Raw genomic sequence first — 26,441 nt, 5'->3', positions numbered from 1 at the left:
CTCCCCCACAGTCGTTTTAATAGGAAGGATTATGATATCTGGCATTCTTGCGTCCCCCGGTATCGCATTCGGTAAGGCGCTTCTTCTGAAAGAAGATGAAATCGTTATCAATCAGGGCAAGATTTCTGTTGACCAGATTGACGCCGAGATCAACCGCTTCCTCGAAGCGCGCACCAAGTCAGCCGCTCAGCTGGAAGCCATCAAAGAGATGGCCGGTCGCACCTTCGGTGAAGAAAAAGAGGCCATCTTCGAAGGCCACATCATGCTGCTCGAAGATGAGGAGCTGGAAGGGGATATCAGATCCTTCATCAAGGACAACAAGGCCACCGCTGACAAGGCCATCTATGAGGTCATCGAGCAATACGCCAAGATGATGGCCGACCTGGATGATCCCTATCTGCGGGAGCGCGCCACCGATTTTCGTGATATCGGCACCCGTCTGGTGAAGAACGCGCTGGGCATCGCAGTGGTCAACCTGAGCACCATAGACGAAGAAGTCATCCTGGTCGCCAACGACCTGACTCCGTCCGAAACCGCTCAGATCAACCTGAAATACGTGCTGGGTTTCGTCACCGACATCGGTGGCCGTACCTCTCACACCTCCATCATGGCCCGCTCCCTAGAGCTGCCGGCCATCGTGGGTACCAACGACATCACTCGCCGTGTCAACAATGGCGATCTGCTGTTGCTGGATGCGATCAACAACCAGGTCGTCATCAATCCGAGCCCCGAGCAACTGGCCAAGTTCAAAGAACTCCAGGCCCAGTTCCAGGCCGAGAAAGACGAGCTGGCCAAGCTCAAGGATCTGCCCGCCATCACCCTGGATGGCCATCAGGTCGAGGTGTGCGCCAACATAGGTACCGTCAAGGATACCGAAGGTGCCATCCGCAACGGCGCCGAAGGCGTGGGTCTGTACCGTACCGAGTTCTTGTTCATGGACCGCGATGCGCTGCCGACCGAAGATGAGCAGTTCAAGGCCTACAAAGAAGTGGCAGAGGCCATGCCGGATCAGCCGATCATCGTCCGCACCATGGACATCGGCGGCGACAAAGAACTGCCCTACATGAATTTCCCGAAAGAGATGAACCCCTTCCTGGGCTGGCGTGCCGTGCGTATTTTCTTCGATCGCGAAGACATCATGCACGCCCAGCTGAAGGCCATCCTGCGTGCGTCTGCCTTCGGCAAACTGCGCATCATGTTCCCGATGATCATCTCCGTCGAAGAGTTCCGCAGCCTCAAGGCCACAGTGGAGCAGCTCAAGGCTGAACTGCGCGCCGAAGGTAAAGCCTTTGATGAATCCATCGAAGTGGGTATCATGATCGAGACCCCGGCCGCCGCCGTGATGGCTCATCATCTGGCCAAGGAAGTGGATTTCTTCAGTATCGGTACCAATGACCTGACCCAGTACACCCTGGCGGTCGACCGTGGTAACGAGATGATTTCCGCCATGTACAACCCGCTGTCCCCCTCCGTCCTGACCCTGATCAAGATGGTGATCGATGCGTCCCATGCCGAAGGCAAGTGGACCGGCATGTGTGGTGAACTGGCTGGTGACGAACGCGCCACCCTGTTGCTGCTGGGCATGGGTCTGGATGAATTCTCCATGAGCGCCATCTCTGTGCCGCGCATCAAGAAACTCATTCGCAACACCAACTTCGAAGATGTGAAGGCCATGGCCGAGCAAGCATTGAGCTATGCCACCGCCGCCGAAATCGAAGCCTGTGTAGATAACTTTATAAAGCAGAAAGCAGTCTGCTAAGATCGGCTGCAAACAGCGACAATCATCTTTAGGAGCTTTTACTATGGGTCTGTTCGATAAACTGAAGAAGCTAGTTTCCGATGACAGCTCTGACACCGGCGGCATCGAAATCTTTGCCCCCCTGTCTGGCGAAATCGTCCCCATCGAAGATGTGCCTGACGTGGTATTCGCCGAGAAGATCGTGGGTGATGGCATCGCCATCAAGCCGGCTGGCAACAAGATGGTCGCGCCGTGCGACGGCACCATCGGCAAGATCTTCGAGACCAACCACGCGTTCTCGCTGGAATCTGACACTGGCATCGAGCTGTTCGTTCACTTCGGTATCGACACCGTCGAACTGAAAGGCGAAGGCTTCACCCGTATCGCTCAGGAAGGCCAACAGGTCAAGAAAGGCGACACCATCATCGAGTTCGATCTGGCCCTGCTGGAAGAGAAAGCCAAGTCTACCCTGACCCCGGTTGTCATCTCCAACATGGATGAGATCAAGGAGCTGATCAAGATGACCGGCGCCGTGACCGTGGGCGAGACCCCGGTGATCCGCATCAAGAAATAAGACGCCTCTGGCCCTGTGCCAGTGACCGCGATAAAAAACCGAAGCCTGGTGCTTCGGTTTTTTTATGGGCAACACCTTAGGTCCACCTGCTCTCAACCATCAGGGGCTGGCTAGTTCCCTGACCGGACAGGGGCACTCCGATGCAAAAGCGCGGTCGAGATCAAGGCATTGCCCGACAAGCCTTGCAGTATGGGTGTGGAGACCACGGGATCCCGGCACCGTGCGTGACGGGATGGACCAGGGCGATGCAACGCGCCCTCCGGAAGGAGATAAAGATGCTGAAGAATACGGAACAAGGTTATGGCAGCCTGAGCATAGGGTTGCACTGGCTGACCCTGCTGCTGATAGTGGCCGTCTATGGGCTGATGGAGTTCAGGGATATTTTTCCCAAGGGCTCGGCCGGACGCGATCTGATGAAGGAGTACCACTTCATGGTGGGGTTGCTGATCCTGGCGCTGGTGGTGGTGCGGCGGCTGGTGCGCTTTGGCAGCCCCTCACCGCGCATAGTGCCCGCCCCCTCGCCCCTGATGCTCAAGCTCGGCCACCTCGCCCATCTGGCCCTGTACGGCTTTTTGATCCTGACGCCGCTGCTGGGATGGCTGCTGCTGAGCGCGGGTGGCAAGCCCATCCCCTTCTTCGGATTTGAGTTGTCCGCGCTGATAGGACCGGATGATGGCCTGAAAGGGACCATCAAGGATCTGCACGAAACGCTGGCCAACCTGGGTTATGCCCTGATTGCCCTGCACGCAGGGGCCGCTCTCTATCACCACCATGTGCTCAGGGACAACACCCTGACCAATATGTTGCCCGAGCGGAAATAAGCACCCGCCTCGAACACGCCAACAAAAGGCCCCTTTGAAGGGGTCTTTGTCATGACTCAATCGATACCATCAGGGCAATACCACCCGGCTCTCCCCCCCGCCGAGGGCCTCGACCCTTATTTGCACGCCGATCCGCTCCACCAGGGTCTGCACGTGGGAGATGACCCCGATCTGGCGGCCCGCCGCCTGCAGGGAATCGAGGCTGGCGAGCGCCAGATCCAGGCTGTCGGGATCCAGGGTGCCAAAGCCCTCGTCGATAAAGAGCGACTCTACCTGGGTCTGGCGCGACGACAGACTGGAGAGAGCCAGGGCCAGGGCCAGGGAGACCAGGAAGCTCTCGCCGCCGGAGAGGGAGTCCACGGAACGCACCTCGTCCCCCATGTCGAGATCCACCACCTGCAGCGCCAGATCCGTGCCGGGCACCCGCTCCAACCGATAGCGCGGCGACAACTCGGCGAGCTGGGCATTGGCCTCCAACAATAGACGTTCAAGCGTGAGGCTCTGGGCGAAGGTGCGCAGCTTGGCGCCGCTGGCGGAACCAATCAGATCGGACAGGCGCTGCCAGTGATCCGCCACCCCTTGCTGGGCGATCAGCGCCTCCTGCAGCGCTCCCGCCTTGAGGGCCGCCGCCTCGGCCTGCGCCAGGGTGCTCTTGCACTGGAACAGCTGCTCGTCGAGGGCCCGGCAGCGTGACTCGCAGTCATCCAGCGCCACGGCAAGGGCCTCGACCGTGAGGGCGCTCAGGGCCTCATGATGTTCCCGATAGTGCGCCAGCTTGCTCTGCTCCTGGGCCAGCGCCCGCTGCCGCTCGGTCAGCCGGGTGCGGGCCTCGGCCAGGGCATCGTCCAGCCCCTGCAGGGCGGCGCGACGAGCCCTGAGCTCGTCCGGTGTGATGGCCAGCAGACGGCGCAGATCATACTCGGCGATCCCGAGCGCAGTGACGTGCGCCGCCCAGCGCGCCAGCGCCTCGCGCCGCCCCTGGCTGCTCCTCTGCCGCTCCTGGTCAAGGTGAGTCAAACGGGCCTTTAGTTCGGTCTGCTGCTCCCTCGCCGTGGCCAGGGCCGCCACGGCCTCCTCGTGCTGGCTGGCGGCCAACTGCAGCCGTTGCTGCCACTCCTGTTCGACCTGGGCGACGGCGCGCCCTCCGAGGCAAACTTCCCGACTGGCCAGCAGCCTCTGACGCTGCAGCTCGGCCTCCTTGTACTCCTGCTCGAGTCGTTGCAGCTGCGCATTCTGGCTCTGCACCCGCGCCTCCTGGGCGCTCAAGGCGGGAGTCAGGCTGGCTAGCTCGTTGCCAAGCTGCTCCCACTCACTCTGGCCACGCAGATAGTCTTCGCAGATCTGCTGCCACTCCTGCCACTGTCGGCTACCGAGCCACTGGCGCCAGGGCTCGGCCCCCATCTGCTCGTCGAGGCGGGCCTCCCCCTGTGCCAGACGCTGGCGCAGGGCGGTCTCCTGTTCGGCCAGCGCCTTGAGCTCCGCCTCCCAGGCTATCTGCTGGCGCTCGGCCTCCTGCCACTGCTGCTCGCCCAGCTGCTGGCGGGTGGTCAGCTCCCCCAGCTGCTCCCGCAGCGCCATCAAGGCCTGCATTCCCTGCTGGGCCTGCTGCAGCTGCCGCGCACCGACCGCCAGCGCCTGCTCCAGCGCCTCCCCTTGCGCCACCAGCTGTGCCAGCAGGCCGGTCCATTGTGCCGGCGCCTGCTGCAAGGGCAGCCCCTGACCCAGCAGGCTCTCCCCCCCCAGCTGCGACCAGCGCAGGGCAAGCTGCTCGGATCTGGCCTCCAGATCGGGAATATGCTGCTGGCGAATGGCCAGCTGGCGGCTCAGCTCGGCCCGCTCCCCCTCCCCTTGAATGTGTTGATGATTGAGCCGCTCCCACTCCAGATCCAGCTGACTGACCCGCTCGGCCAGTTGCGTCAGGATGCCGGCCACCTGAGGCTGATGCCGGGTGTAGGGATGCTCCTCGGCGCCGCACAGCGGGCACGGGCTGCCCTCTTGCAGCTCATGGCGATACTGCACCAGGCTGGCCACGGCCCGGGCCTGCTCCAACCCATGGCGCGCCTCGTTTCGCTGAAGCACAAGGCGCTCGAGTGCCGGGACCAGCGTCTCATGTTGTTCGGTGAGCCGGGCAAGCTGCTGCGCAAGCTGCGCCATCTCCTGCTGCAACCGCGCCTGCTGCTCGCCGTGGTTGCGGCCCGCCTGGGCCAGCTCAAGGAGCTGACCCAGGCGGGCGAGTTGCTCTGTCCGGGCCTGGCGCAGTTCCTGCTCCCTGGCGACCTCGGCGTCCCACTCCTGAGCCTGCAACTCGTCGTGCCGCTGTTGCAGGCGGGCGCGGGCCTGCTGCAAGGCGTCGCGCTCCTGCCGCCCCTTTGCCAGGCGGCCATTGAGATCCTCCAGGGCATGGCCCTTGTGTTCGCGGCTTTGCAGTACGCGTTGCAACAGCTCCCCATCCGCGGCCCAATCCTGCATGGCCGTCAGCAAGGGCTGCCACTGACGTGCCAGCGGGGCCAGTGCCTTGTGCTGCTCGAGCCAGAGCGCCCACTGCTGGCGGCGCGCCGTCAGTACCGCCACCTTGTCTGCCTGCTGTTGCCACGCCTGCTGCAGCGCCAGTTGCGCCGTGCGGGCCTGGGTCCCCTGCAGCTGGATCTCTTGCAGCTGCTGGCCCTTCTCCTCGAGCCGGGTGTCGAGCTCCTGAGCCCGCTTGAGCTCGGGCTGCAGGGCGCCCCATTCGCGCTCGGCGGCTATCTTGTCCGCCAGCCGCTGCTGCTCGGTCAGCTCGGCCCGCTGCCGGGCCTGCTCCCCTTGCTCGAGCTCGGGGCCCAGCTGGCTTATCAGCAATTCCTGCTGCTGCCCCTCCAGGGTGAGGCGGGCTAGCTCGTCGTGATCGGCGCGGGCCACCTGGGCCTGTTCGGCACGGGCAAACTCCTCCCGCCCGGACGCCGCCTCGCCATGGGCCGCCTCGGCCGCGGCCAGCGCCGCCTGCCCCTCCCGACAGGCCTGCTGCTGGGCGGCAATCCGTTCGTGGAGATCCCGCAGTGCCTGCAACAGCTGACGCTGCTGTTGCTCCTGCTTGAGGCTGGTCGCAAGACTGGCCTGCTGGGCGGCCCACTGCTCGCGGGTCTCGTCGTCCATCAGGGCCACGTCGCCGAGGCGCTGCTGGAGGGCCGACAGCGCCTGCTGCTCGGCCCGCGCCCGCTCGTGGGTCTGGATCGAGATGGCGGAGTAGAGCTCTGTGCCCGTCATCCGCTCAAGCAGGGCGGAGCGCTCGTCGGCGCTCGACTTGAGGAAGGCGGCAAACTCCCCCTGGGGCAGAATGACGGCGCGGCGAAACTGCTCCCAGGAGAGTCCCACCAGCTCGTCGATGCGCTCTTGCAGCTCCCGCTTGCTGCCACTGAACACCTGACCCGACGCCAGGTCGGTCAGGCTGCGCTCCTGGGCCTGAAAGCGCCCCTCGGCGCGGTTACGGGCCCGGCGTACCGCCCAGCGGGCCAGCCAGATGCGGCCATCGCAGCCGCGAAACTGCACCTCGGCACAGCCGCTGGCGTGGCCGCGGCTGAGGATGCCGCGCACATCGTTGGCCTTGAGCTTCTCCTCGTCATCCATGCGGCCCACTTCGGCGACGTGCTTGCGATTGGCGATGAAACGGGGCATCTCGTCGTAGAGCGCTAGGCAGATGGCGTCGAGCAAGGTACTCTTGCCCGCGCCTGTATTGCCGGTGATGGCAAACAGGCCCGCCGCCCCCAGGGCGCCACCAGCAAAATCGATGGTGAAGGGGCCGGTCAGACTGGCCAGATTTTCCCCTGACAGAGACAAGATCTTCATGCGCCGGACTCCTTCACCTGCTCCAGGATCTCTTCAAACGAGGCAACCAATGCGGCCTCCGGCTCCCCCTCGAACTGGCGCTGATAGCAGAGCCGGAACACCTCGGTGGGGGGGAGTTCATCGAGCCTGCGCCGCGCGCGGCCATCGGCCAGCCCCTGGCCCGAGCCCTGATAGCTGGTGGTAATGCGGGCCAGGCGCACCGGCTTGCCCCCGATGGCGGCCAGGATCCGCTCGCGTATGCGCGCCTCGGGTTTGGGCAGCAGCAGCCGCACCTCGAGAAACGGCTGCGCCTCCTGGGGACGGTCTGGCAGTTCGAGCGCGGCGATGGCGTTGAGCGCCTCGTCGAGACCGCTTTGGGGCAGCCGGATCATATCGACGCGCCTGGGCACAGGGATCCGCGCCAGCCCCGCCAATTTGCCCCCCTCAAACGTCACCTCCAGCACCTGATGGTTGTAGTTCGCCTCGGCCAGCGAGAGCGGCAGCGGCGAACCGCTGTAGTGCACGCCCTCGGCCGGGCTCTGGGCCAGGTGCAGATGGCCCAGCGCCGTGTAATCGGCGGCCGCGAAGATGTCGGCGGGCAGGGCGTGCTGATTGCCGCCGAGTACCCGCCGCTCGGAGAGCTCGGAGAGCTGGCCCGTCGCCAGGTAGGCGTGGCCCATGGCGATAAGGGCCTGATCGGGCTGACAGCGTGCTCGCCCCTCGGCCAGCACCGCCTGGTACACCTGGCGAACCCCTTCGATCAGCCTGTCCTGCCCCTCGCTCAGCCCCTCTGGCCGCAGGTCGCTGCTGCGCAGAAACGGCACGGCGGCGCACCAGGCGGCCACCTCGCCATCCTTGCCCCTCAGCGGCACCAGCAGGCGATCTGTCTCGAGGCGCCCCTCGTCGTCCCGGCTGATGCTGCCCACCAGATGCAGGTCGAAGGCCCGCAGCAGCTCGTGGGGGGCATCGAGCTTGGAGGGGGAGTCGTGGTTGCCACCGAGCAGCACCATGTCGAGGGCAGGATGTTCCGCCCGCAGCCGCGCCAGGAAGCGATAGAGCTGCTGCCAGGCGCTGGCGGGAGGATTGGCGGTATCGAACAGATCCCCTGCCACCAGCAAGGCGTCTATCTGGCGCGCCTTGATGGTGTCGGTCAACCAGTCGAGGAAGGCATCGTGTTCGAAGCGGCGATCGTGGCCATGGAGTTGATGGCCCAGATGCCAGTCGGCGGTATGGAGGATTTTCATTGGATCGGGACTCGGTCGCGGGGTGCCATGGGCATATGTCGTCAACATGGTGCCTGACCCCGCGCCTTTCAAGCAAGGACGGGGCGGATTCAGGCGCCGAACCAGTGCATCCGGTACTGGCCGTGACCGGTCAGGGGATCCTGCGTCTCGCCATCTATGATGAAGCCGTGCCGGCGATAGAAGCGTACCGCAGGTTCATTCTCGGTGAAGACCCTGGCATGGAGGCTGCGGGCCTCCCCTTTTGCCACCTGGAGCAGGGCATGGCCCACCCCCTGGCCCTGACGCTCGGGACGCACGAACAGGGCGGCCAGGTAATCGTCGACCAGGGCGATGAAGCCTTGCAGCTCGCCGCCCTCCTCATGGACCCAGATCCTGGCCTGCTCGAGGTAGCGGGTGCGCAGCTCCTCCTGAGCCTTCCACCAGACCGAGGCATCGACGAAATCATGGGACTGCAATGAAGCCAGCAACCAGATCTCGACGATACCATCCCTATCCTCTGCCCGACTCGCTCTGAGCATACCCTCATCCTTATCCCTGACTCGCCTGCTGGCAGTCTAGGAGACTTTTTCCCCGCTTCTGCGTCGAGCCCTCATGGCCTGTGAGCCGCATCCGATTTTTTTCCCGGGAGTGATTGGTCGATCACAAAGCGTCGCTTTGCAGTACAATGCCCGCCGGACAATTGTTACGACCGAGGACGCCATGTGGTTTAAGAACCTGCAGATTTATCGCTTTACCCGCCCCTTTGACCTGACCGTCGACCAGCTGGAACCCCAGCTCGAGGCCTGCGCCTTCACCCCGTGCGGCAGTCAGGACATCTCCCGATTCGGGTGGGTCAAGCCCCTGGGCAAATTCGGTTCGACCCTGACCCACAGCGCGGCGGGTCACATCCTCATCTGCGCCCGCAAGGAAGAGAAGATGCTGCCGGGCACAGTGGTCAAGGAGATGCTGGCGGAGAAGGTGGAAGCGATCGAATTCGAGCAGGGCCGCGCCCTCAAGAAGAAGGAGAAGGAGGCGCTGAAAGAGGAGATCATGCACACCCTGCTGCCCCGCGCCTTCAGCCGCACCAGCCAGACCTTTGCCTGGATAAACCCGGCCGACAACCTGATGGTGGTGGATGCAGGCTCCGCCAAGAAGGCGGACGATCTGCTGGCGCTCTTGCGCAAATCCATCGGCTCCCTGCCGGTGGTGCCGGTGGCCCTGAAGAACCCGCCCGAAATCACCATGACCGAGTGGCTCAACGAGGGCAACCTGCCCGCCGCCTTCACCCTGGAGGACGAGGCCGAGCTGCGCAGCGCCATGGAACACGGCGGCATCATCCGCTGCAAGCAGCAGGATCTGATGAGCGAGGAGATCAAGAATCACCTGGCCAACGACAAGCTGGTGACCAAGCTGGCTCTGAACTGGGGCGAGACCCTGAGCTTCGTGCTGGGGGATGACCTCTCCATCAAGCGCCTCAAGTTCAGCGAAGAGCTGCGCGAGCAGAACGACGACGTCACCAGCGAGGATCCCGCCGCCCGTCTGGACGCCGACTTCGCCCTGGTGACCGCCGAGCTGGCCCAGTTCATCCCGGCGCTGTTTGCCGCCCTGGGCGGGGAAGAGCAGTCCATCTGAGTTGTCCCCTGCCGGTAAAAAAACCGCCTGATGGCGGTTTTTTTATTCCGGGCGGCCCCGCAGACGCGCAGGATCACGGCCTCATAGCGCACCGCGGGCCTGCAACAGCCGGTGAAGCCGCTCGGCCAGGGCGCGGTACCCCTCGCCATTGAGGTGCACCGCATCGGACTTGAGCGCCGGGCTGCGCAGCAGCTCCCCCATGGTGTCGTTGTCAAGCACCAGTCCGTACTCTTGTGCAAGCTCTCCATAAAGAGGGGCGCCATCGGCAAACAGGGACTTGCGGGGCACAGCCACCAGCAACAGCTGGGCACCGCTGCCCTGCACCGCCGCTATCATGGCGGCGAGATTGGCCTTGAGAGCCGCCTCCCCCGTGCCGCGCAAGATATCGTTCCCCCCTTCCAGCAGGATGACCAGTCCGGGCCTGTGCTCGGCCAGCAGCCCGGGCAGGCGTGCCCTGCCCGCCTCACTCAACTCCCCCGATACTCCGCCATTGATGACGGGGTGGCCGCTCAAGCTCGCCAGCACGCTGGGGTAGCTCTGGGCCGGAGGGGCACCGCGCCCCTCGGTCAGGCTGTCACCGAACGCCAGTATGGTCTCCCCCGCCGCCAGAGGTCTGAACCCTGGCTCGCCACAGGCGACCAGCAGCAGGCAGAGTGCCCCTATCACGCCTCTTCCCATCCTTTCCTCCCCGCACGGGCCATGCCGTCATTGATAGTTTTGTAAGCACTTGAGTATAAAGGCAATCTTTCAATCAGGTTTCAACTGTGCCACATTCGTTATCCCCGTAGAGAAAACAGACAAGGAGAGTGTCATGTCCCTCAAACCCCTCAGCCTGCTGATCGCCTTCGGCCTGCTCGCCGGCTGCGCCCCTCAGGATGCCTTCCATTATGCTCCGCCCCCCCAGACCCTGATCGCCCCCGAGGCCGCCAGTGGCTGGACCGACAAGCAGGGCTGGCAAGGCAGTGCCTTCATGGTGGCCGCCGCCAACCCGCTGGCGGTGGATGCCGGCTATCAGGTGATCAAGGCGGGCGGTTCTGCGGTGGATGCCGCCATCGCGGTGCAGCTGGTGCTGACCCTGGTGGAACCGCAATCCTCCGGCATCGGCGGCGGCTCCCTCATGCTGGTATGGGATGGCAAACGGGTTGCCTCCGTGGATGGCCGGGAAACCGCCCCCGCCGCCGCCACGGATCAGCTGTTCATGCGAGATGGCAAGCCGATGGCCTTCTACGACGGCGTGGTGGGCGGGCGCTCCGTGGGGGTCCCCGGCACGGTACGCGCCCTGGCCCTGGCGCACGAGCGCTATGGCAAACTGCCCTGGGCCAGCCTGTTCGCGCCCGCCATCACCCTGGCTGAGCAAGGGTTTGTGATAAGCCCACGCCTGGCCACCCTGCTGGCCAAGGATCCCTATCTCGCCAGGGACCCGGATGCCCGCGCCTATTTCTACCAGGCCGATGGCACCCCCAAGGCGGCGGGAACCCGACTCACCAACCCGGCCCTGGCCAGGGTGCTGCGTACCCTGGCAGACGAGGGCGCCGACGCCTTCTACCGCGGCCCCCTGGCCGAGGCCATGGTCACCAAGGTTCGATCCCACCCGGTCAATCCCGGGGTGCTGGCGGCAACCGACCTGGCCGGTTACAGCGCCAAGCTGCGCGATGGCCTCTGCTTTGACTATCGCCAGAGCGAGGTGTGCGGCTTCCCGACCCCCTCCTCCGGCACCCTGGCCCTCGGCCAGATCTTCGGCATGCTGGAGAGCCGCGACATGGCGGCCCTCAAGCCGGTGCGGGGCGCCGATGGCAGGCTCAGCGCCAGCCCGGAAGCCATCCACCTCTACAGCGAGGCGGCACGGCTCGCCTTCGCCGATCGCAACCAGTATGTGGCGGACATGGACTTTGTCAGCGTGCCGGTGGCCGGCATGCTGGATAAAGGCTACCTGGCGCAGCGGGCACGCCTCATCGGGCAGACCTCCATGGGCACAGCCAAACCCGGCACGCCCCCCATGGCCATCGCCCGTGGCAAGGACGCCACCCCCGAGCTGCCCTCCACCAGCCATGTCTCCATCGTCGACCGCGAGGGCATGGCGGTCTCCATGACCAGCTCCATCGAGGATGGCTTCGGTTCACGGCTGATGGTCAACGGCTACCTGCTCAACAACGAGTTGACCGACTTCTCCTTCACCTCGGTGGATGCCGCCGGCCTGCCGGTGGCGAACCGGGTGGAGCCGGGCAAGCGGCCACGCTCCTCCATGTCTCCCCTGCTGGTGTTTGACAAAGAGAGCGGCGCCCTCGAGATGAGCCTGGGCTCACCGGGGGGCTCGGCCATCATCAACTATGTGGGCAAGACCCTGCTCGGCACCCAGGATTGGGGCCTGAACCTGCAAGAGGCCATCAACCTGCCCAACTTCGGCAGCCGCAATGGCCCCACCGAACTGGAGCAGGGGCGCACCCCTGCCTTGGTGGTCGATGCCTTGAAAGCCAGGGGGCACGAGGTGGTGTTGAACGAACAGACCTCGGGGTTGCAGGGGGTGGAGCGCAATGCCCAGGGCTGGTTTGGCGCCGCCGATCCGCGCCGGGAAGGCATCGCCAAGGGGGAGTGATCCCGACGCCCCGCCATGGATCTCCTCGTGGCGGGGGAAGAGATGAAACAGAAGAGGATGATCAGGAACGGGGCAGGCTCACGGTCAGTTGAGCCTGCCCCGTTGCGCTGGCCTGCTGCCACTGCTGGCGCTCTATCCGCTCCAGTCGTGCGGCCTGGGTCTGGGATGTCTGGGCGGGGGCAACGGGCCAACTGGGCAGCGGCCACCCGGGCAGGGTCAGCAGCAGGGCGAACAGGGTTGCAAGATACCAGGCCATGGGGCGCTCCAGTACTGTGGGTTGTCTCACTCTCGGCGACCTATTCTCCTCCTCACCTATGACGACTGCGTGACAGCGCCCATCCCCCTGCCCATCCAGTGCCGCTAGTGCAGATCATGCTTGTCCAGCAGGCGATAGAGGGTCGCCCTGGAGATGGCAAGCTGACGGGCCACCTCTTCGAGCCGATCGGGAAAACGGGCCAGGGTCTGCAGCAAGGCCTGGCGCTCCGCGGCCTCGCGCACCGCCTTGAGCGAGCCGTCAAACAACAGGGATTCCGAGTGGGACAACTCCAGATCCTGCGCCTCGATACAGGGCCCCGCACACATGACAGCGGCCCGCTGCACCCGGTTGCGCAACTCGCGCACATTGCCGGGCCAGCCATAGGCCTGCATGGCCTGACGCGCCTGGTGGGAAAAGGTCAGTGGCCTGCTGCCCCGCACCTCGGCCAGGATCTCGTTGGCGAGCAGTTGCACATCATCTCGCCTGTCCCGCAGAGCCGGGGTCCGCAGCCGCACCACATTGAGCCGGTAATAGAGATCCTCGCGAAAACGCCCCTGTGCGACCGCCTGCTCCACATCGATATTGGTCGCGGCGACCACCCTGACATCCACGCTGCGCGACGTATGGCTGCCGACCATCTCGATGCACTGCTCCTGCAAGAAACGCAGCAAGGTGACCTGGTCTTCCAGCGGCAACTCGCCAATTTCATCGAGAAACAGGGTGCCGCCATCGGCCGCTTCAATCTTGCCGATCTTGTGGGTCTGGGCCCCGGTAAAGGCGCCTTTCACATGGCCAAACAGCTCTGACTGGATCAGCTGGTGCGGCATGGCCCCACAGTTGACGGCCACGAAGGGCGCTTCTTCCCCGAAAGTGCCGTAGTGCAGCTCCCGGGCAACCAGCTCCTTGCCGGTGCCGCTGGGCCCCGTCACCAGCACGGGGAGACGGCAATGTTGCAGCCGCATCATCTGCGCCCTGAGCTGGACGATGGGTTCGCTCTGCCCTTGAATGAGCCGCACCTTGCCAGACAAGGCAGAGCGGTGATCCCCTATCAGGCGCGCCATCCCCAGGGCGTGCCCCAGGCTATGGCAGAGACGCTCGGCATCGAGAGGAAAGGTATGGAAATCATGGAAGCAGGCGGCAAGCAGATTGCGCAGCGCCTCATTGGCAAGTTGATCTCGCTCGACCAACCCTATCCAAAGCCGATTGGGGTGCTGGGCGATGAGGGCGCGCAGGGCTTCATTTTCCACTGGGTTTATCACCACCAGCACCAGAGGGTAATCCCCATGGCGCAGTTTCTCTTCTGCCACCGCCAACGTGCGCGCCTGAGATAAACGCCACTCTCCCCGGGCAAGCAGAGGTGGCAAATCTGCACAGGGATTGATGACCAGCAATGCTTCTTCCGGCATGTTGAGCTCTCCTGTCGTCCGTGCCGATTGCGCCGCAGACCAACGACTCCTTGTCATCGGCAAGCGACAGAGAATGAAACAAAATCGATATCAAACGGCACCGCATTCATGATCTGATGACGGGATAACTATAACCCATCCCAGATATAGACTAATGACACAACACCAATGAGACGCCAGATCTAATCCTGAGAAAATATAAATACATTAATAAACATGACGTTATAAAAATAAAAATAATCGCCATCTCACCTATGAGACTAATTAATAAAGAGGTCATTTTAATTTACAATAAAAAACAATTGGTTAGCTATTGGCACAGCCCTTGCTCTATCTCTTTCGCCCCCCCTTGGCATGGAGAGAGAGCGTGAAAATATATATTGCATTGGCTGCTTATACTTTGTTGCTATTCACGACACAGCCCCACGCGGAAAATCAGGTCAATTTAGGCCAGCAGGCCCTGAGTAATATTCGGGGCAGCATGGGGGTAAACATGGTGTCTGGCAGCAACAACCAGCAGGGCAACCTCGCGGCGATCGCCATCTCCGGGCCTGCTGTCATCCAGTTTAGTCAACAAACTCAAGCCATCTCGACCCTCAATGGCAGCCAGCGCGTTGCCATCTTCGACTCGGCATTGACCAACAGCAAAGGCCTCATCGGCATCAACCAAGGCGCTGGGGAAGCCAACCAGCAGGTCAATGCCTTCGCGCTGTCTCTGGGCGACGACACCGGCATAGGTACGGTCACCGACATCAACCTCAGCACCAGTGTCGCCAAGTTGCCCGGTGGCAAGGTACCGGCAAATACCACAACCAGCATCTATCTGGATGACAACGCCCTCGCAGGGAGCAAAGGAGTCATTCAGGTTAACCAGGTCACGGGACAGGGAAATCAAGCAGTCAACATGGTTTCCCTGCCCTTGGCAGGCGCAGTAACGGCATCGCCTTGATGCCGCAGGGATAGGAGGCCCACCCTGACGCTCCAGGGATAAAAGGAGCCGAAGGTAAAGCCCCCATGGCAAGCTCAATGGAGAGACTCATTATGCGTGGACTTATTTACAGCTCATTAGCCGCCGCGGTCGTCATGGCCATGTCAGGCTCAGCACTCGCCTATGACAGAGGCGACAGAGATGAAACCGGTGCCACCCTGACCAAGAAGGTCAAAGCCGAGGTGGATGTGGAATATGAAGGCCGGGTCAACGTGGGTGGCTATATCAATGTCAACAAGCTGGGGATGGCTGTGGTGGACAACCAGCAATCCAGCTCCATGATTGGCACCTCCAATTTCCGGACCGACAACACCAGCCAGATCGACGGCTCCTTCAAGGATGTGTCCGGTAACGTCGGCGCCAACGTCGCGGCGGGGGATTCCAACGTGCAAGGCAACAGCGCCTCGCTGGCTGCCTATGACGAGGTCGATGCCGAGTTCATGATGGGTCGTGGCTATCCCGGTCAAAACGGGGCTGCCGGCGGCTCTTCAGATGCGGAAATCTTCTCCGATCAGAGCGCCAGCCACAACTGGACCTCTAACAAAGGTCACCAGAACAAGGCCGGTATCGGTGATGGCGCCTTCAAGGATGCGGCAGGCAACATAGGGGTCAACGTGGCATCCGGCTCGGGTAACGTGCAGGCCAACAACATGGCAGCCTCCGTTTCGACCGGCAACATGGCGGTGGCCACCGTCGCCAACAGCCAGAACGTCTCCAATAACCTCACCACCAACGAAAGCCTGAGCTCGACCAAAACCGTGGGCTACAACAAAGTTGCCATGGGCTTCGTGGCAGGTGGTACCTACAGCGGAACCAGCAAGCAGTCCAATAACGTCTATCCGGAAATCTGGAAAGATGGTGATCATCCCAATGGCGGCAGCCTCTGGGGCCACATCGACTATGACAACCAGGATGACGATGGCAGCCATGATTCGAAATTCGAATTCAAGGAAGCGGGTAACGTGGCGCTCGCAGGGGCAGCTGTTGGCTACATCCCCGTGGTCAATACCTACACCAGTCGTGAAACCTTCAACCACGCCAAAATCAATGGCGGAGCCTTCAACGGCGCCGTGGGCAACATTGGGGTGAACGTGGCCTCTGGCACCAACAACCTGCAAGCGAACAACCTGTCGCTGGCCGCAGGTTTTGCCAAGTAATCTGTCTATACAGGGGGCTCAGGCCCCCTCTTTTATCTGCTCAAGGAGGAGAAGATGCGCTGGCTAGTTCTCTTGCTGTTCTGCCAAGGAGTCTGGGCTGCCAACCTGCCTATTGGTGAGCACCTTCCGGCTGTTGGCGGTCTTAACAAGCCAGTTCAGAGCATCATGGAGCGGCGCTTTGCCAATATTGAGCGCCAATATACCGATTTCAGCTGCGGGGCCGCCGCCGTGGCGACCATACTGCGCTACGCCTATGGTCAAGTGACCAATGAGCGCTGGGTCATGGATGGCATGATGGCCATGGCCGATCCAGCCCTGGTACAACGTTATGGTTTTTCCATGCTCGACATGAAGCAGTATCTGCAAATGCTGGGCATGCGGGTCAGAGGCTATCGACTTGACGATGAGAAACTGCGCCAAGTGAGAGTCCCGACCATAGTCCTCCTCAATATTCGTGGCTATCAGCACTTCGCCGTGCTGCGTGCCATCGATAAACAAGACCGCGTCTATCTGGCCGATCCAGCCCTTGGTAATCGCATCATCTCGTTCAACGAATTCAAAGAGAGTTGGAACGGGATCCTGCTGGCAGTGATCGGATCCGGATACCGCCCGGATGCCCCACTGGCCAACCCGGCTCCCCCGCTCTCGGTGCGAGGGAAAGATGGCCTGTTCGCGCCAATCAATGAAACCTCCTTGCTGGAGTTTGGATTCCAGCACAAGGAGCTGATGTGAGGCCGATATGAACAACCTACATTCTGTTTGGCTCGCCAGCCTGTTGACAGGCTTGGCTGGCCCGGCTCTGGCTCTACCGGATCCCCTGGCTCACCTCTCGGAGAGCTTTGCCCCCCAACTGGAAGACAGCGCGCTGGCGAACCTGCGTGGCCGCTATGTCAACTCACAAGGGATCCGCTATTTCGGTATCGAGTTCATCTCGACCCTGACCACGGCCCAGGCACAACAGACGGCAGCCATGAACCTGACCCTGAGCGTGATCCAAAACAACCCCAAGCTGGATATCCGTATCCAGAATGATCCCGGTTCCACGCTCAAGAGCCAGTCTCAGGAGCAAGCCCCCGCCGCCAGCAACATCAATGGTTCTGGCCTGGTACAGGTGCTTCAGCTTCAAGGCAGCGGCAATAGCGCCGTCAACCAGACCGGTATCGCCTTGAACGCCCAACCCAATGTGGGTCAGAGCGTGGTCGCCGGCAATTATGAGAGCCAGGGGGCACTCGGTACCGCCAGTTATCGGATCTCAGGCAATTATGCCGGACTGCAACTAAACTCGGCCGATGGACACGTCCTACTGGAACAGAGTCTGCGAGGAGACAACTTCAGCCGGGGATTGTTGCAGCTCAACCGAGTAAGAGGAGATGGCTTGCGAGCACTTAATCAGACTCGCATCTGGCTCTCCCGCTAACGTTTCTTGCTGACTTGACATCATTGGACGGCGCTAACACAAAGACAAAAATCAACAAGGATGGATCCAATGAAAAAACACGCCATTGTGTTACTGACACTGGCTCCGCTCAGCTGTCTGGCAGCCAGTGCGGAAGAGCAAGCGCTACAACAACAACTCGACCTGCTGCGACAACAGCTGATCCAGCAAAACCAGGCACTCCACCAGATACAAGCCCGTCTGGAGGCCGTCAAAGCCAGTTCAAATAACGCGGCGGCAGCCACTGGCGCCGTCGCGGGTACGGCGGGAGCGACGGCCGCCCAGGCGGATACGACACGTCGCACCCCGGAGGCCGGGCGTAGCACGGAAGACTTGATGATCGAGCAGCATAATGTGTTCGACAGAGCCTGGGTACTCGACTTCGGCCTCTCCTATCAACATTACAATCGCAAGGATCTCGCCTTGCGTGGCTTTCTTGCCCTCGATGCCATCTTCCTCGGCGAGATCAACCTCGACCGGGTTCGTTCGGATCAATGGGTTGCCGACCTTGTCACCCGCTACACCATCAATGATCGCTGGCAGCTGGAACTGGCCGTTCCCTACATGATGCGCAGCACCAATTACCAGAGCACGGGCAAGGAGAACTCCAGTCGTGACTTCGAGGAGGAGAGCGTCACAGATGGTGGTCTGGGCGATTTGAGCCTGGCCATCTACTACCGGGTGCTAGCCGAAGACGAGAACTGGCCGGATCTGGTCTGGAACCTGAGAGCCAAGGCACCGACCGGCAAGGATCCCTACGGCATAGAAGTCGATACCTCGGAATCTGGCAACCTGATCACCCCCAAGGAGCTGGCCACCGGCAACGGCCTGTGGCAACTCTCGACCGGTTTCTCTCTGGTCAAGACCCTGGATCCGGCCATCCTGTTCGCCAACCTCAACTATGGACATAGCCTCAAAAGAGACTTTAATGATATCTCCTACCTACCGGGCAACCAGCCGGGCAGCATACAGCTTGGTGATTGGTACGAATATGGTTTGGGGGTGGCGTTTGCCCTCAACGAGCGCTTCAGTCTGTCGTTCAACATCAACCAGCGCATCACGCTGGAATCGGAGCAGGGTTCCGAAGGTTTCCCCATGGAGAAGGTGACGGGCTCCGATGCCAATGCTGCCAGCTTCGGCATGGGCGCAACCTGGGCCATGACGGACAAGCTCTCCATGGCGGTCAACTGGTCGGCAGGGTTAACGACAGACGCCCCCGACTACAGCATAGGGATCCGTTTCCCCTATCGTTTCTAGCATCCTGATCACGTCTCTGGCCCCCACCCAGGCCGGTGAAGGCATGCTTTCACCGGCCGCAACAAGAGGTCGGTCCAGATCGTCATTTAACTACATCTTCCCTGTCTGCCAGATCCATGACCCATCAGCCACATATGGGCTCGATGCGAAAAGTGCCATTATTTTAGGGCCTAAAATCTCGTGGTCACGAAAACGTTATCGCGCAAAATGAGGCATTTTTGGCTCAAAACGTTGTTTCTGGATCATAAAAAGTATTCAAAAACTGGTGTATATTACTCGGCGGAAACTCCTTAACCATGAAGACTGACATGAAAAAGACCAAAATCGTCTGCACCATAGGTCCCAAGACCGAATCCAAAGAAATGCTGGCCAAGATGCTGGATGCCGGCATGAACGTCATGCGCCTTAACTTCTCTCACGGTGATTACGCCGAGCACGGCGGTCGTATCAACAACCTGCGTGAAGTCATGGCCGAGACTGGCAAGCAAGCCGCTATCCTGCTCGACACCAAGGGTCCGGAAATCCGTACCATGAAACTGGAAGGTGGCAACGATGTCTCTCTGGTCGCCGGCCAGACATTCACCTTCACCATTGATCAGACCGTGATTGGCAATCAGGACAAGGTCGCCGTGACCTACGCCGGCTTCGCCAACGATCTGCGCGTCGGCAACCGCATCCTGGTTGACGATGGCCTGATCGGCATGGACGTCATCGAAATCACCGAACGTGAAGTCATCTGCAAGGTGCTCAACAACGGCGATCTGGGTGAGAACAAGGGCGTCAACCTGCCGGGCGTTTCCATCAAGCTGCCGGCCCTGGCCGAGAAAGACAAGCGCGACCTCATCTTCGGCTGTGAGCAAGGTGTTGATTTCGTTGCGGCTTCTTTCATCCGCAAGCAGGAAGACGTGCTGGAAATCCGTGAGCACCTGAAGGCCCACGGTGGCGAGAATATCCAGATCATCTCCAAGATCGAAAACCAGGAAGGCCTGGACAACTTCGACGAGATCCTGGCTGTCTCCGACGGCATCATGGTCGCCCGTGGCGACATGGGTGTCGAGATCCCGGTGGAAGAGGTGATCTTCGCCCAGAAGATGATCATCGAGAAGTGCAACAAGGCACGCAAAGTGGTCATCACCGCGACCCAGATGCTGGACTCCATGATCAAGAACCCGCGTCCGACTCGCGCCGAAGCGGGCGATGTGGCCAACGCCATCCTGGACGGCACCGATGCCGTCATGCTGTCCGGTGAGTCCGCCAAGGGCAAGTATCCGCTGGAAGCCGTGACCATCATGGCCACCATCTGCGAGCGTACCGATGGCGTCATGCCGTCCAACCTGTCTGCTGCCAACGACAGCAACAAGCTGCGCATCACCGAAGCCGTGTGCAAAGGTGCGGTGGAGACGTCTCAGAAGCTGGATGCCCCGCTGATCGTGGTAGCAACCGAAGGCGGCAAATCCGCCAAGGCCATCCGCAAGTACTTCCCGAAAGCCTGGATCCTGGCCATCACCACCAACAAGAAGACCGCTGCCCAGCTGGTACTGACCAAGGGTGTGATGACTCACGTGGTTGACAACATCGCCTCCACCGACGATTTCTATCGCATCGGCAAGGAAGCGGCGCTGGAAAGCGGCATGGGCCTGAAGGGCGACGTAGTCGTCATGGTTTCCGGTGCCCTGGTACCGAGCGGTACCACCAACACCGCCTCCGTCCACGTGCTGTAAGCGACAGGACAGATGAAAACGGCGCCTTCGGGCGCCGTTTTTTTTATTGCCCCCTCTGCTTCCCCAGCGAGGTGAGTGCTAGAATCTCGCGCAATTATCAGTGCGGGTCTTACCCGCTCTCAAGGTCATCAGCGGAACCTCTATGCCCTCATTCACGTTCAAACGCGTCGCCACCCTGCTGTCTCTGCTCATCATGTTGTCGGCAGGTCAGGCCCTGGCCCAGGATCTGCCCCGGCAGGACGGCGTCCAGCGTCAACTCGACGCCCTGTCAAAGTCCGACAACCTGACCGCCGGCCAGCAGGCGGACAAGGCCTTCTTGAGCGAGACCCTCGCCCTGCTCGACAGCATCGACAAGGAAAACACCAAGGCCAAGGTCCAGAGCCAGCGGATCAAGGCCCTGCCCGCCGATCTCAAGGAGATATCGACTCGCCTCGAGGCCCTGGCTCAGGGCAAGAGCGCCGAGCAGATAGCCAACGAGTACGCCGCCATGAGCCTGGACGAGCTGGAGAGCCGTCAGCCCGAGGTGATGGCCAACATGCAGAATGCCCAGGAATCACTGGGGGCCATCGCCAGCCAGATCACCAATCTGCAGACCCTGCCCGAGCGGGCACAAAGCACCATGAGCAAGGCGTACCAGCGTAGCCAGGAGCTGCGCAACCGCCTCAATGCCGGCGACGGGGTGAGCAGCGCCGAGCGCAGCAAGCTGACGGCCGAGCAGGCCCTGCTCGACCTGCAGCTCGCCTACCTGCAAAAGGAGCTGGACAACCGTACCAGCATGCAGGATCTCGCCATCAAGCAGCGGGACTATCACAATGCCCGTCTCGCCCTGGAAGAGCAGAAGCTGCAACTGCTGCAAAAGGAGATCAGTGCCAAGCGACTCGGCAATACCGAGAAGACCGCCGAGCAGACGGGGGAGCTGGTCGCCAACCAGGACAACCCCCTGGTCCAGCGGGAGCAGGAGCTCAACCACCAGCTCAGCCAGCAGCTGGTCTCGGCCACCAACAACCTCAACTCCCTGATGCAGAAGAATCTGCAGGCCAAAAGCTGGCTGGAGCGCGGCACCCAGACCGAACGCAACCTCAACGAACAGGTGCAGATGCTCAAGGGCAACCTGCTGCTGTCACGGATCCTCTATCAGCTCTACCAGCAGCTGGAAACGGCCCCCACCAGCGCGGTCAAGAACCTGGAGGAGCAGATAGCCGACCTTCATCTGGCCCAGTTCGAATTGAGCCAGCAGCGAGACCAGCTGTTTCAGAAGAACCAGTTCCTCGACAAGCTGATCGACAGCAGCGGCCTCGCCGTCAGCGAGGAAGACAGGGACAACCTCTCGCACCTGCTCGATACCCGGATTTCCCTGCTCGACCAGCTCAACCGCCAGCTCGACGCCCAGCTCACCAATGCCATCAGCCTGCAGCTGACCCAGCAGCAGCTTGCCCGCGTCTATGCCTCCATCGAACTGACCCTGCAACAGCACATCTTCTGGGTCAGCAGCAACAAGGCCATCGACGGCAAGTGGTTCCTCTCCTGGCCGAGCCAGGTCGCCAAGCAGATAAGTGACTGGACCCTGACACCCAAGGACTGGCTCAAGGTGCTGCTCGCCATCAGCCTGCTTGCCCTGCCCCTGATCATCATAGGGCTGCTGCTGCTGTGGAAGCGCCAAGCCATCAAGCAACGCCTGCAACGCATCAACAAGGAGTTGGGACGTTTTCGGCAAGACAGCCAGTGGCACACCCCCAAGGCACTGATGATGACGGCCCTGCTCTCCCTGCCGGGGGCGCTCTTCATCTGCGCCGCCGGCTTGCTGATCGCCTATAACGGCCTGCTCAGCGTCAACCTGACCATGCAGATCACCCTCAACCTGGCCCTGGGTTACCTGGTCTTCAGCATCTACCTCGCCGTCATGCGGCCGGGGGGCATGGGCGAACTCCATTTTCGTCTGCCCAAGGAGGAGCTGATCAGCAAGCACAAGCATCTGCGCGCGCTCTGGTTCACCCTGATGCCCCTCATCATGCTCTCCACCAAGGCGGTGATCGAACCCTCCACCCTGGGCAACGATGTCCTCGGTCAGACCATGACCCTGATCCTACTGGGACTCACGGCCTGGCTGCTCTACCCCTTGTTGCGCACCAGACTCAAGAGCGGCCTGGGCATGATGTCCTCCCTGTTCACCCTGCTGCTGGTGCTGACCCCCATCGCCCTCATCGGCCTGGTGCTGTTTGGTTACTACTACACGGCGCTCAAGCTCACCGGCCGGCTCATCGAGTCCTTCTACCTGCTGCTGCTGTGGAGCCTGGTCTATCGCACCGCCCTGCGCGGTCTGGAGCTGGCGGCCCGTCGCCTCGCCTGGCGCCGTGCCGTGGCGCGCCGCGAGCACAAGGCCCAGGAGGATGCGGAAGGGAGCGAGTCCATCGAGGAGCAACCCATGGCGCTGGAAGAGGTGAGCCAGCAATCCCTGCGGCTGACCCGCATCGTGCTGCTCGCCATCTTCGGCGTCGCCTTCTACTGGCTCTGGTCCGATCTGATTGCGGTGTTCACCTACCTCGACAGCGTGGTGCTCTGGCACAAGAGCGAGGGGACAGGTGCCAACGCCGTGCTCTACCCCATCAGCCTGAGCGATGTCATCACAGGCCTGCTGATCCTGGCGGGCGCCTTGTCGCTGGCCCGCAACCTGCCCGGTCTGCTGGAGGTGCTGGTGCTCTCCAAGATGCGCCTCGCCCAGGGGTCGGCCTACGCCATCACCACCATGCTCAACTACACCCTGATAGGGGTGGGTACCCTCACCACCCTGGCCATGCTGGGCGTCCAGTGGGAGAAGCTGCAGTGGCTCGCCGCCGGTCTCTCGGTCGGCATCGGTTTTGGCATGCAGCAGATCGTCTCCAACTTCATCTCCGGCATCATCATACTGTTCGAGAGGCCGGTACGGATCGGGGATACGGTCACCATCGGCACCATTTCGGGCACGGTCAACAAGATCCGGATCCGCTCCACCACCCTCACCGACTTCGACCGCAAGGAGGTGATCATCCCGAACCAGCAACTGATGACGGAGCGGCTGATCAACTGGTCCCTGTCCGATACCGTCACCCGGGTCATCGCCCGGGTCGGGGTGGCCTATGGCTCGGATCTCGATCTGACCCGCCAGCTGCTGATGCAGGCTGCCCAGTCCAACAGCCGGGTACTCAAGGAGCCGGAACCCCTGGTCTATTTCCTCACCTTCGGTGCCAGCACCCTGGACCACGAGCTGCGCTTCTTCGTCAACGAACTGGGGGATCGCAACCCCGCCATCGACGAACTCAACCGCACCATAGACAGGCTGTTCAAGGAGCATGGCATCGAGATCGCCTTCAACCAGATGGATGTCTACATCAAGAACATGCAGGGGGACGAGCAGAAGATAGCGTCCCACAGCCCCCAGCCAGCCCCGGGTGAGGACAAACCGGCCTGATCCCTTGCCGCCCCCCGAGGGGCGACCACCCTTGCTACCAGACAGGCCCGCTTCAGGGCCTGTCGCTTTTGCCCTCTGCCGGCGCCAGTCGCGAACGGACGCCACCACGAAAACAGGCCCGCGAAGGGGCCTGTCTGGTCTATCTCTATGTGCTGCCCCCTCAGCTGCAGGGGCCTATCAGCTTCCAGGGATCCCCGGCGCTCGGCACGTTGCCGCTGCTCCACCACTTGGCCTCATAGATGTTGCCGTTGTAGGTCACCTGATTGCCCGTGGTATAGACGGAGCCGGTTGCCCAGCTCGCCGGGCAAGTGCTACTGCTGCCAGGCTCGAAGCTGACCGACAGGCTATGAGCCCCATTCAAGGCATTGAAGGTGTAGCTGCCTGTCACGGCCTGCGCCACCCCATCGACGATGAGGGACTTCACCTTGTAACCGGTATCGGGCAGCAGGGTGACGGTGACGTTGGTGCCGCCTTTCCCTTGCAGGATGCCGTTCGCCGGTGCCGGAGAGATGGTACCACCCGTGCCTATGTCCACACTGATGTCGAAGAAGACGGGAATGTCGATGGTGGCCTCGCTGTAGCTGCCGCTGAAACCGGCGAAGTTGGCGGCCGTGATGGTGTTCACCGCCGTGTTCTTCAACACTATCTTCTTGGCATCGCCCTTGGCGTAGGGTTCCACCAGGGTGATGACCACATCGCTCCCCTCCTGAGTCAGCTTGATGCCGGAGAAGGGCACCGGCTGATTGCTCGGGGTGGTGATGACCGTCTTGGCCGGATCGAAGCGATTGACCACCAGGGTCATGTTCCAGCCCCAGTTCAGAGAGCTGAGCGGCACTATGTAACCGAGGCGATCGTAACTGCCGGTCACATTGCTGAACATCTCGGGCCGCAGATCATTGAGGGTCAGCCCCACCAGCTCGAAGGAGGAGTAGATGCCGCCATCTTCCGCCTGGGGACCCATCACCACGGACGTGGCGGTTTCATAGGCTTTCAGATGCTTGAAGCCGATGCCGGCGCTGCCCGCAATCTTGTCGACCGCGGGATCGAAGCCCTGCACCACCTGCTTGCCCGAGTTCCAGGCCAGGGTGTAGATGTCGGACTTGGTGATGACGGCAGCCGGGTTGGCCTGTACCGAAGCCGCGCTGACGCCCTTGAGCAGCACCCGCTGACCGGCGAACTGCAGCTCGGCGCCCTCGGCCACCTCGCCGATCACCAGATCCGCCAGGGGGTCGGCCAGGCTCCAGCCACGCAAGACGATGAGATCGTCTCCGACGGTGAAGTCGTTGACAGTGGTCAGACCGTTTGCCTGCTCGTTGAGCAGGATCTGATCCTTGCCGCCACCTGTGATGACAGTGTCATTGCCCCAGCCCGCCGTCAGCACCTCATCATAGGGCGAGCCCTGGGTCGTGCTGTCCCCCGGGGTATCGAACAGGCTGTTGTAATCACCGAACTTGTGGACGTACTTGGTGATGCAGGTGCCGAGCTCGTCGCAGGTGATCTGATCCTTGGTGAGCAGGGATCCCACCCCCCAGGCGCCACGCAGGTGCGCCGCCGCCAGTATGCCGGACATGGTGGCCTGCACCTGGATGGGCTGACCGTTGTCATCGGTATCGGGCCAGCTCTTGGCCAGGGCCTGGGCCCAGGTCATGTTGGCGTCCTTGAGCAGCTTGCTGATCACCTGATAGTTGAAATGCATGGCATCGCGCATCACCAGCTCCTGCTTCTCGGGCAGGCGCAGATCCGCGAGGCTGTTGACGCCATTCTTGCCAACGAAGGTGCCCTGCCAGCGGTTCACGTCCGTTACATAGACCTTGTTGCCACCCGAGCCCTCGATCTCGGCCAGGGCCTCGGTCTTGCAACCGGCCCAGGTGGAGTCCGGCACGAACATGTAGAAGCTGTCGTACTCCTTGCCGTCCACCGTTACCTGTTTCGGGCTGTAGTAGCCGGCATCGATCAGCACAGCCTCCCCCAGCTGATAGCCGATGAAACCCCAGGCGTTCAGGGAGTTGTACTGCATGGTCCTGAACATGGCCGCATCGGTCGGGGTGGCCGGGTTGTAGATATTGCCCACCCCCAGCTTGTTGAAGAAGCCGCTGATGGTGGTGGGTTCGGAGAGCATGGTGCCGGTGGAACAGTCTCGCACCAGACGACCCGGCGCCGTCACCTGGGCATAGGTATAGACGGGGTTGTCGAGGTTTTGCAGATAGAAATCGGCCAGCGCCGGATTGATGCCTGACTCGAAATCGCGCAGCGCATCCAGGAAGTCCTGGGTGCCGCCCTTCGCCGCCAGGGCAGGGGCAGCCAACGCCAGCAACACGGTTGCCGACACTATCTTCATGGTGGTTTTCAAAGCTTGAACCCTCGTATTAGTCCATTAATCACTGGGCAAACGCC

19 protein-coding genes are annotated in these 26,441 nt (G+C 61.8%); 12 read left to right on the top strand and 7 right to left on the bottom strand.

From position 1 onward, the window contains the following. Positions 1-31 precede the first annotated feature (31 nt). From ptsI to BN1119_RS15435, 3 genes are all read left to right on the top strand, one after another. A complete protein-coding gene (gene ptsI / locus BN1119_RS15445) occupies positions 32-1,759 on the top strand; it encodes a phosphoenolpyruvate-protein phosphotransferase PtsI (RefSeq protein WP_041999931.1) in 1,728 nt (575 codons plus the stop codon). Between the two features lie 43 nt (positions 1,760-1,802). Further along, positions 1,803-2,312, top strand: coding sequence for a PTS glucose transporter subunit IIA (gene crr, locus BN1119_RS15440; protein ID WP_041999928.1), 510 nt, complete (start codon positions 1,803-1,805; stop codon positions 2,310-2,312). A 275-nt stretch (positions 2,313-2,587) separates the two neighbouring features. Next, positions 2,588-3,133, top strand: coding sequence for a cytochrome b (locus tag BN1119_RS15435; protein WP_041999926.1), 546 nt, complete (start codon positions 2,588-2,590; stop codon positions 3,131-3,133). 69 nt (positions 3,134-3,202) lie between these two features. Here BN1119_RS15435 and BN1119_RS15430 read toward each other — a convergent pair whose 3' ends face one another. From BN1119_RS15430 to BN1119_RS15420, 3 genes are all read right to left on the bottom strand, one after another. Then, positions 3,203-6,955 carry an AAA family ATPase gene (locus tag BN1119_RS15430; RefSeq protein ID WP_041999923.1) on the bottom strand — a complete coding sequence of 1,251 codons (3,753 nt, stop codon included), beginning with the start codon at positions 6,953-6,955 and terminating at the stop codon, positions 3,203-3,205. Continuing rightward, on the bottom strand, positions 6,952-8,178 hold the full coding sequence (locus BN1119_RS15425) for an exonuclease SbcCD subunit D C-terminal domain-containing protein (RefSeq protein ID WP_041999920.1): 1,227 nt from the start codon (positions 8,176-8,178) through the stop codon (positions 6,952-6,954). The genes BN1119_RS15430 and BN1119_RS15425 overlap by 4 nt, the downstream gene beginning before the upstream one ends. An 89-nt stretch (positions 8,179-8,267) precedes the next feature. After that, on the bottom strand, positions 8,268-8,696 hold the full coding sequence (locus tag BN1119_RS15420) for a GNAT family N-acetyltransferase (protein WP_041999915.1): 429 nt from the start codon (positions 8,694-8,696) through the stop codon (positions 8,268-8,270). A gap of 181 nt (positions 8,697-8,877) precedes the next feature. On the opposite strand from BN1119_RS15420, the gene rdgC reads away from it, so the two are divergent. Continuing rightward, positions 8,878-9,789: a recombination-associated protein RdgC gene (gene rdgC / locus BN1119_RS15415; protein ID WP_041999912.1), complete on the top strand. Its 912-nt coding sequence runs from the start codon at positions 8,878-8,880 to the stop codon at positions 9,787-9,789. An 81-nt stretch (positions 9,790-9,870) separates the two neighbouring features. Here rdgC and BN1119_RS15410 read toward each other — a convergent pair whose 3' ends face one another. Then, the gene (locus BN1119_RS15410; RefSeq protein WP_041999908.1) at positions 9,871-10,467 is read right to left on the bottom strand and encodes a GDSL-type esterase/lipase family protein; all 597 of its coding nucleotides are present in this window, start codon (positions 10,465-10,467) and stop codon (positions 9,871-9,873) included. Positions 10,468-10,600: 133 nt separating this feature from the next. Here BN1119_RS15410 and ggt point away from each other — a divergent pair, with 133 nt between their 5' ends. After that, positions 10,601-12,382, top strand: a complete 1,782-nt coding sequence (gene ggt, locus BN1119_RS15405; RefSeq protein ID WP_041999905.1) for a gamma-glutamyltransferase — start codon at positions 10,601-10,603, stop codon at positions 12,380-12,382. A gap of 61 nt (positions 12,383-12,443) precedes the next feature. Here the strand turns inward: ggt and BN1119_RS15400 are convergent, their stop codons facing one another. Together BN1119_RS15400 and BN1119_RS15395 are read right to left on the bottom strand one after the other, a co-directional pair. After that, on the bottom strand, positions 12,444-12,638 hold the full coding sequence (locus BN1119_RS15400; RefSeq protein WP_041999902.1) for a hypothetical protein: 195 nt from the start codon (positions 12,636-12,638) through the stop codon (positions 12,444-12,446). A 104-nt stretch (positions 12,639-12,742) separates the two neighbouring features. Next, entirely contained in the window at positions 12,743-14,044 is a 1,302-nt protein-coding gene (locus tag BN1119_RS15395; protein ID WP_041999899.1) for a sigma-54 dependent transcriptional regulator, read from the bottom strand. Positions 14,045-14,411: 367 nt separating this feature from the next. On the opposite strand from BN1119_RS15395, the gene BN1119_RS15390 reads away from it, so the two are divergent. From BN1119_RS15390 to mscK, 7 genes are all read left to right on the top strand, one after another. Continuing rightward, positions 14,412-14,993, top strand: a complete 582-nt coding sequence (locus BN1119_RS15390; RefSeq protein WP_244463751.1) for a hypothetical protein — start codon at positions 14,412-14,414, stop codon at positions 14,991-14,993. Positions 14,994-15,058: 65 nt separating this feature from the next. After that, entirely contained in the window at positions 15,059-16,189 is a 1,131-nt protein-coding gene (locus BN1119_RS15385) for a hypothetical protein (protein WP_244463750.1), read from the top strand. A gap of 54 nt (positions 16,190-16,243) precedes the next feature. Next, the gene (locus BN1119_RS15380; protein WP_041999893.1) at positions 16,244-16,921 is read left to right on the top strand and encodes a C39 family peptidase; all 678 of its coding nucleotides are present in this window, start codon (positions 16,244-16,246) and stop codon (positions 16,919-16,921) included. A gap of 7 nt (positions 16,922-16,928) precedes the next feature. Continuing rightward, a complete protein-coding gene (locus BN1119_RS15375) occupies positions 16,929-17,606 on the top strand; it encodes a hypothetical protein (protein ID WP_041999890.1) in 678 nt (225 codons plus the stop codon). 69 nt (positions 17,607-17,675) lie between these two features. Next, positions 17,676-18,881, top strand: a complete 1,206-nt coding sequence (locus BN1119_RS15370) for a transporter (protein WP_041999887.1) — start codon at positions 17,676-17,678, stop codon at positions 18,879-18,881. A gap of 308 nt (positions 18,882-19,189) precedes the next feature. Beyond that, positions 19,190-20,602 (top strand): pyruvate kinase PykF, encoded by a 1,413-nt coding sequence (gene pykF, locus BN1119_RS15365; protein ID WP_041999885.1) that lies wholly within the window; start codon positions 19,190-19,192, stop codon positions 20,600-20,602. Between the two features lie 142 nt (positions 20,603-20,744). Next, positions 20,745-24,047 (top strand): mechanosensitive channel MscK, encoded by a 3,303-nt coding sequence (gene mscK, locus BN1119_RS15360; protein ID WP_041999883.1) that lies wholly within the window; start codon positions 20,745-20,747, stop codon positions 24,045-24,047. A gap of 160 nt (positions 24,048-24,207) precedes the next feature. On the opposite strand, the gene BN1119_RS15355 is transcribed toward mscK, so the two are convergent. Beyond that, entirely contained in the window at positions 24,208-26,397 is a 2,190-nt protein-coding gene (locus tag BN1119_RS15355; protein ID WP_244463749.1) for a carbohydrate-binding protein, read from the bottom strand. Positions 26,398-26,441: the final 44 nt, after the last annotated feature.

The sequence above is a fragment of the Aeromonas bivalvium genome (genome assembly GCF_000819765.1).
GTDB lineage: Bacteria > Pseudomonadota > Gammaproteobacteria > Enterobacterales > Aeromonadaceae > Aeromonas > Aeromonas bivalvium.
This window is presented reverse-complemented; position numbering and strand designations above follow the sequence as displayed.

Bases quoted from the DNA above. Each gene is read 5' to 3' on its own strand.
- BN1119_RS15370 (WP_041999887.1), top strand. From the start codon at position 17,676: ATGAAAAAACACGCCATTGTGTTACTGACACTGGCTCCGCTCAGCTGT.
- BN1119_RS15385 (WP_244463750.1), top strand. From the start codon at position 15,059: ATGGCAAGCTCAATGGAGAGACTCATTATGCGTGGACTTATTTACAGC.
- pykF (WP_041999885.1), top strand. From the start codon at position 19,190: ATGAAAAAGACCAAAATCGTCTGCACCATAGGTCCCAAGACCGAATCC.
- BN1119_RS15420 (WP_041999915.1), bottom strand. From the start codon at position 8,696: ATGCTCAGAGCGAGTCGGGCAGAGGATAGGGATGGTATCGTCGAGATC.
- BN1119_RS15425 (WP_041999920.1), bottom strand. From the start codon at position 8,178: ATGAAAATCCTCCATACCGCCGACTGGCATCTGGGCCATCAACTCCAT.
- mscK (WP_041999883.1), top strand. From the start codon at position 20,745: ATGCCCTCATTCACGTTCAAACGCGTCGCCACCCTGCTGTCTCTGCTC.
- ggt (WP_041999905.1), top strand. From the start codon at position 10,601: ATGTCCCTCAAACCCCTCAGCCTGCTGATCGCCTTCGGCCTGCTCGCC.
- BN1119_RS15395 (WP_041999899.1), bottom strand. From the start codon at position 14,044: ATGCCGGAAGAAGCATTGCTGGTCATCAATCCCTGTGCAGATTTGCCA.
- BN1119_RS15410 (WP_041999908.1), bottom strand. From the start codon at position 10,467: ATGGGAAGAGGCGTGATAGGGGCACTCTGCCTGCTGCTGGTCGCCTGT.
- BN1119_RS15435 (WP_041999926.1), top strand. From the start codon at position 2,588: ATGCTGAAGAATACGGAACAAGGTTATGGCAGCCTGAGCATAGGGTTG.
- rdgC (WP_041999912.1), top strand. From the start codon at position 8,878: ATGTGGTTTAAGAACCTGCAGATTTATCGCTTTACCCGCCCCTTTGAC.
- crr (WP_041999928.1), top strand. From the start codon at position 1,803: ATGGGTCTGTTCGATAAACTGAAGAAGCTAGTTTCCGATGACAGCTCT.
- BN1119_RS15380 (WP_041999893.1), top strand. From the start codon at position 16,244: ATGCGCTGGCTAGTTCTCTTGCTGTTCTGCCAAGGAGTCTGGGCTGCC.
- BN1119_RS15375 (WP_041999890.1), top strand. From the start codon at position 16,929: ATGAACAACCTACATTCTGTTTGGCTCGCCAGCCTGTTGACAGGCTTG.
- BN1119_RS15430 (WP_041999923.1), bottom strand. From the start codon at position 6,955: ATGAAGATCTTGTCTCTGTCAGGGGAAAATCTGGCCAGTCTGACCGGC.
- ptsI (WP_041999931.1), top strand. From the start codon at position 32: ATGATATCTGGCATTCTTGCGTCCCCCGGTATCGCATTCGGTAAGGCG.
- BN1119_RS15400 (WP_041999902.1), bottom strand. From the start codon at position 12,638: ATGGCCTGGTATCTTGCAACCCTGTTCGCCCTGCTGCTGACCCTGCCC.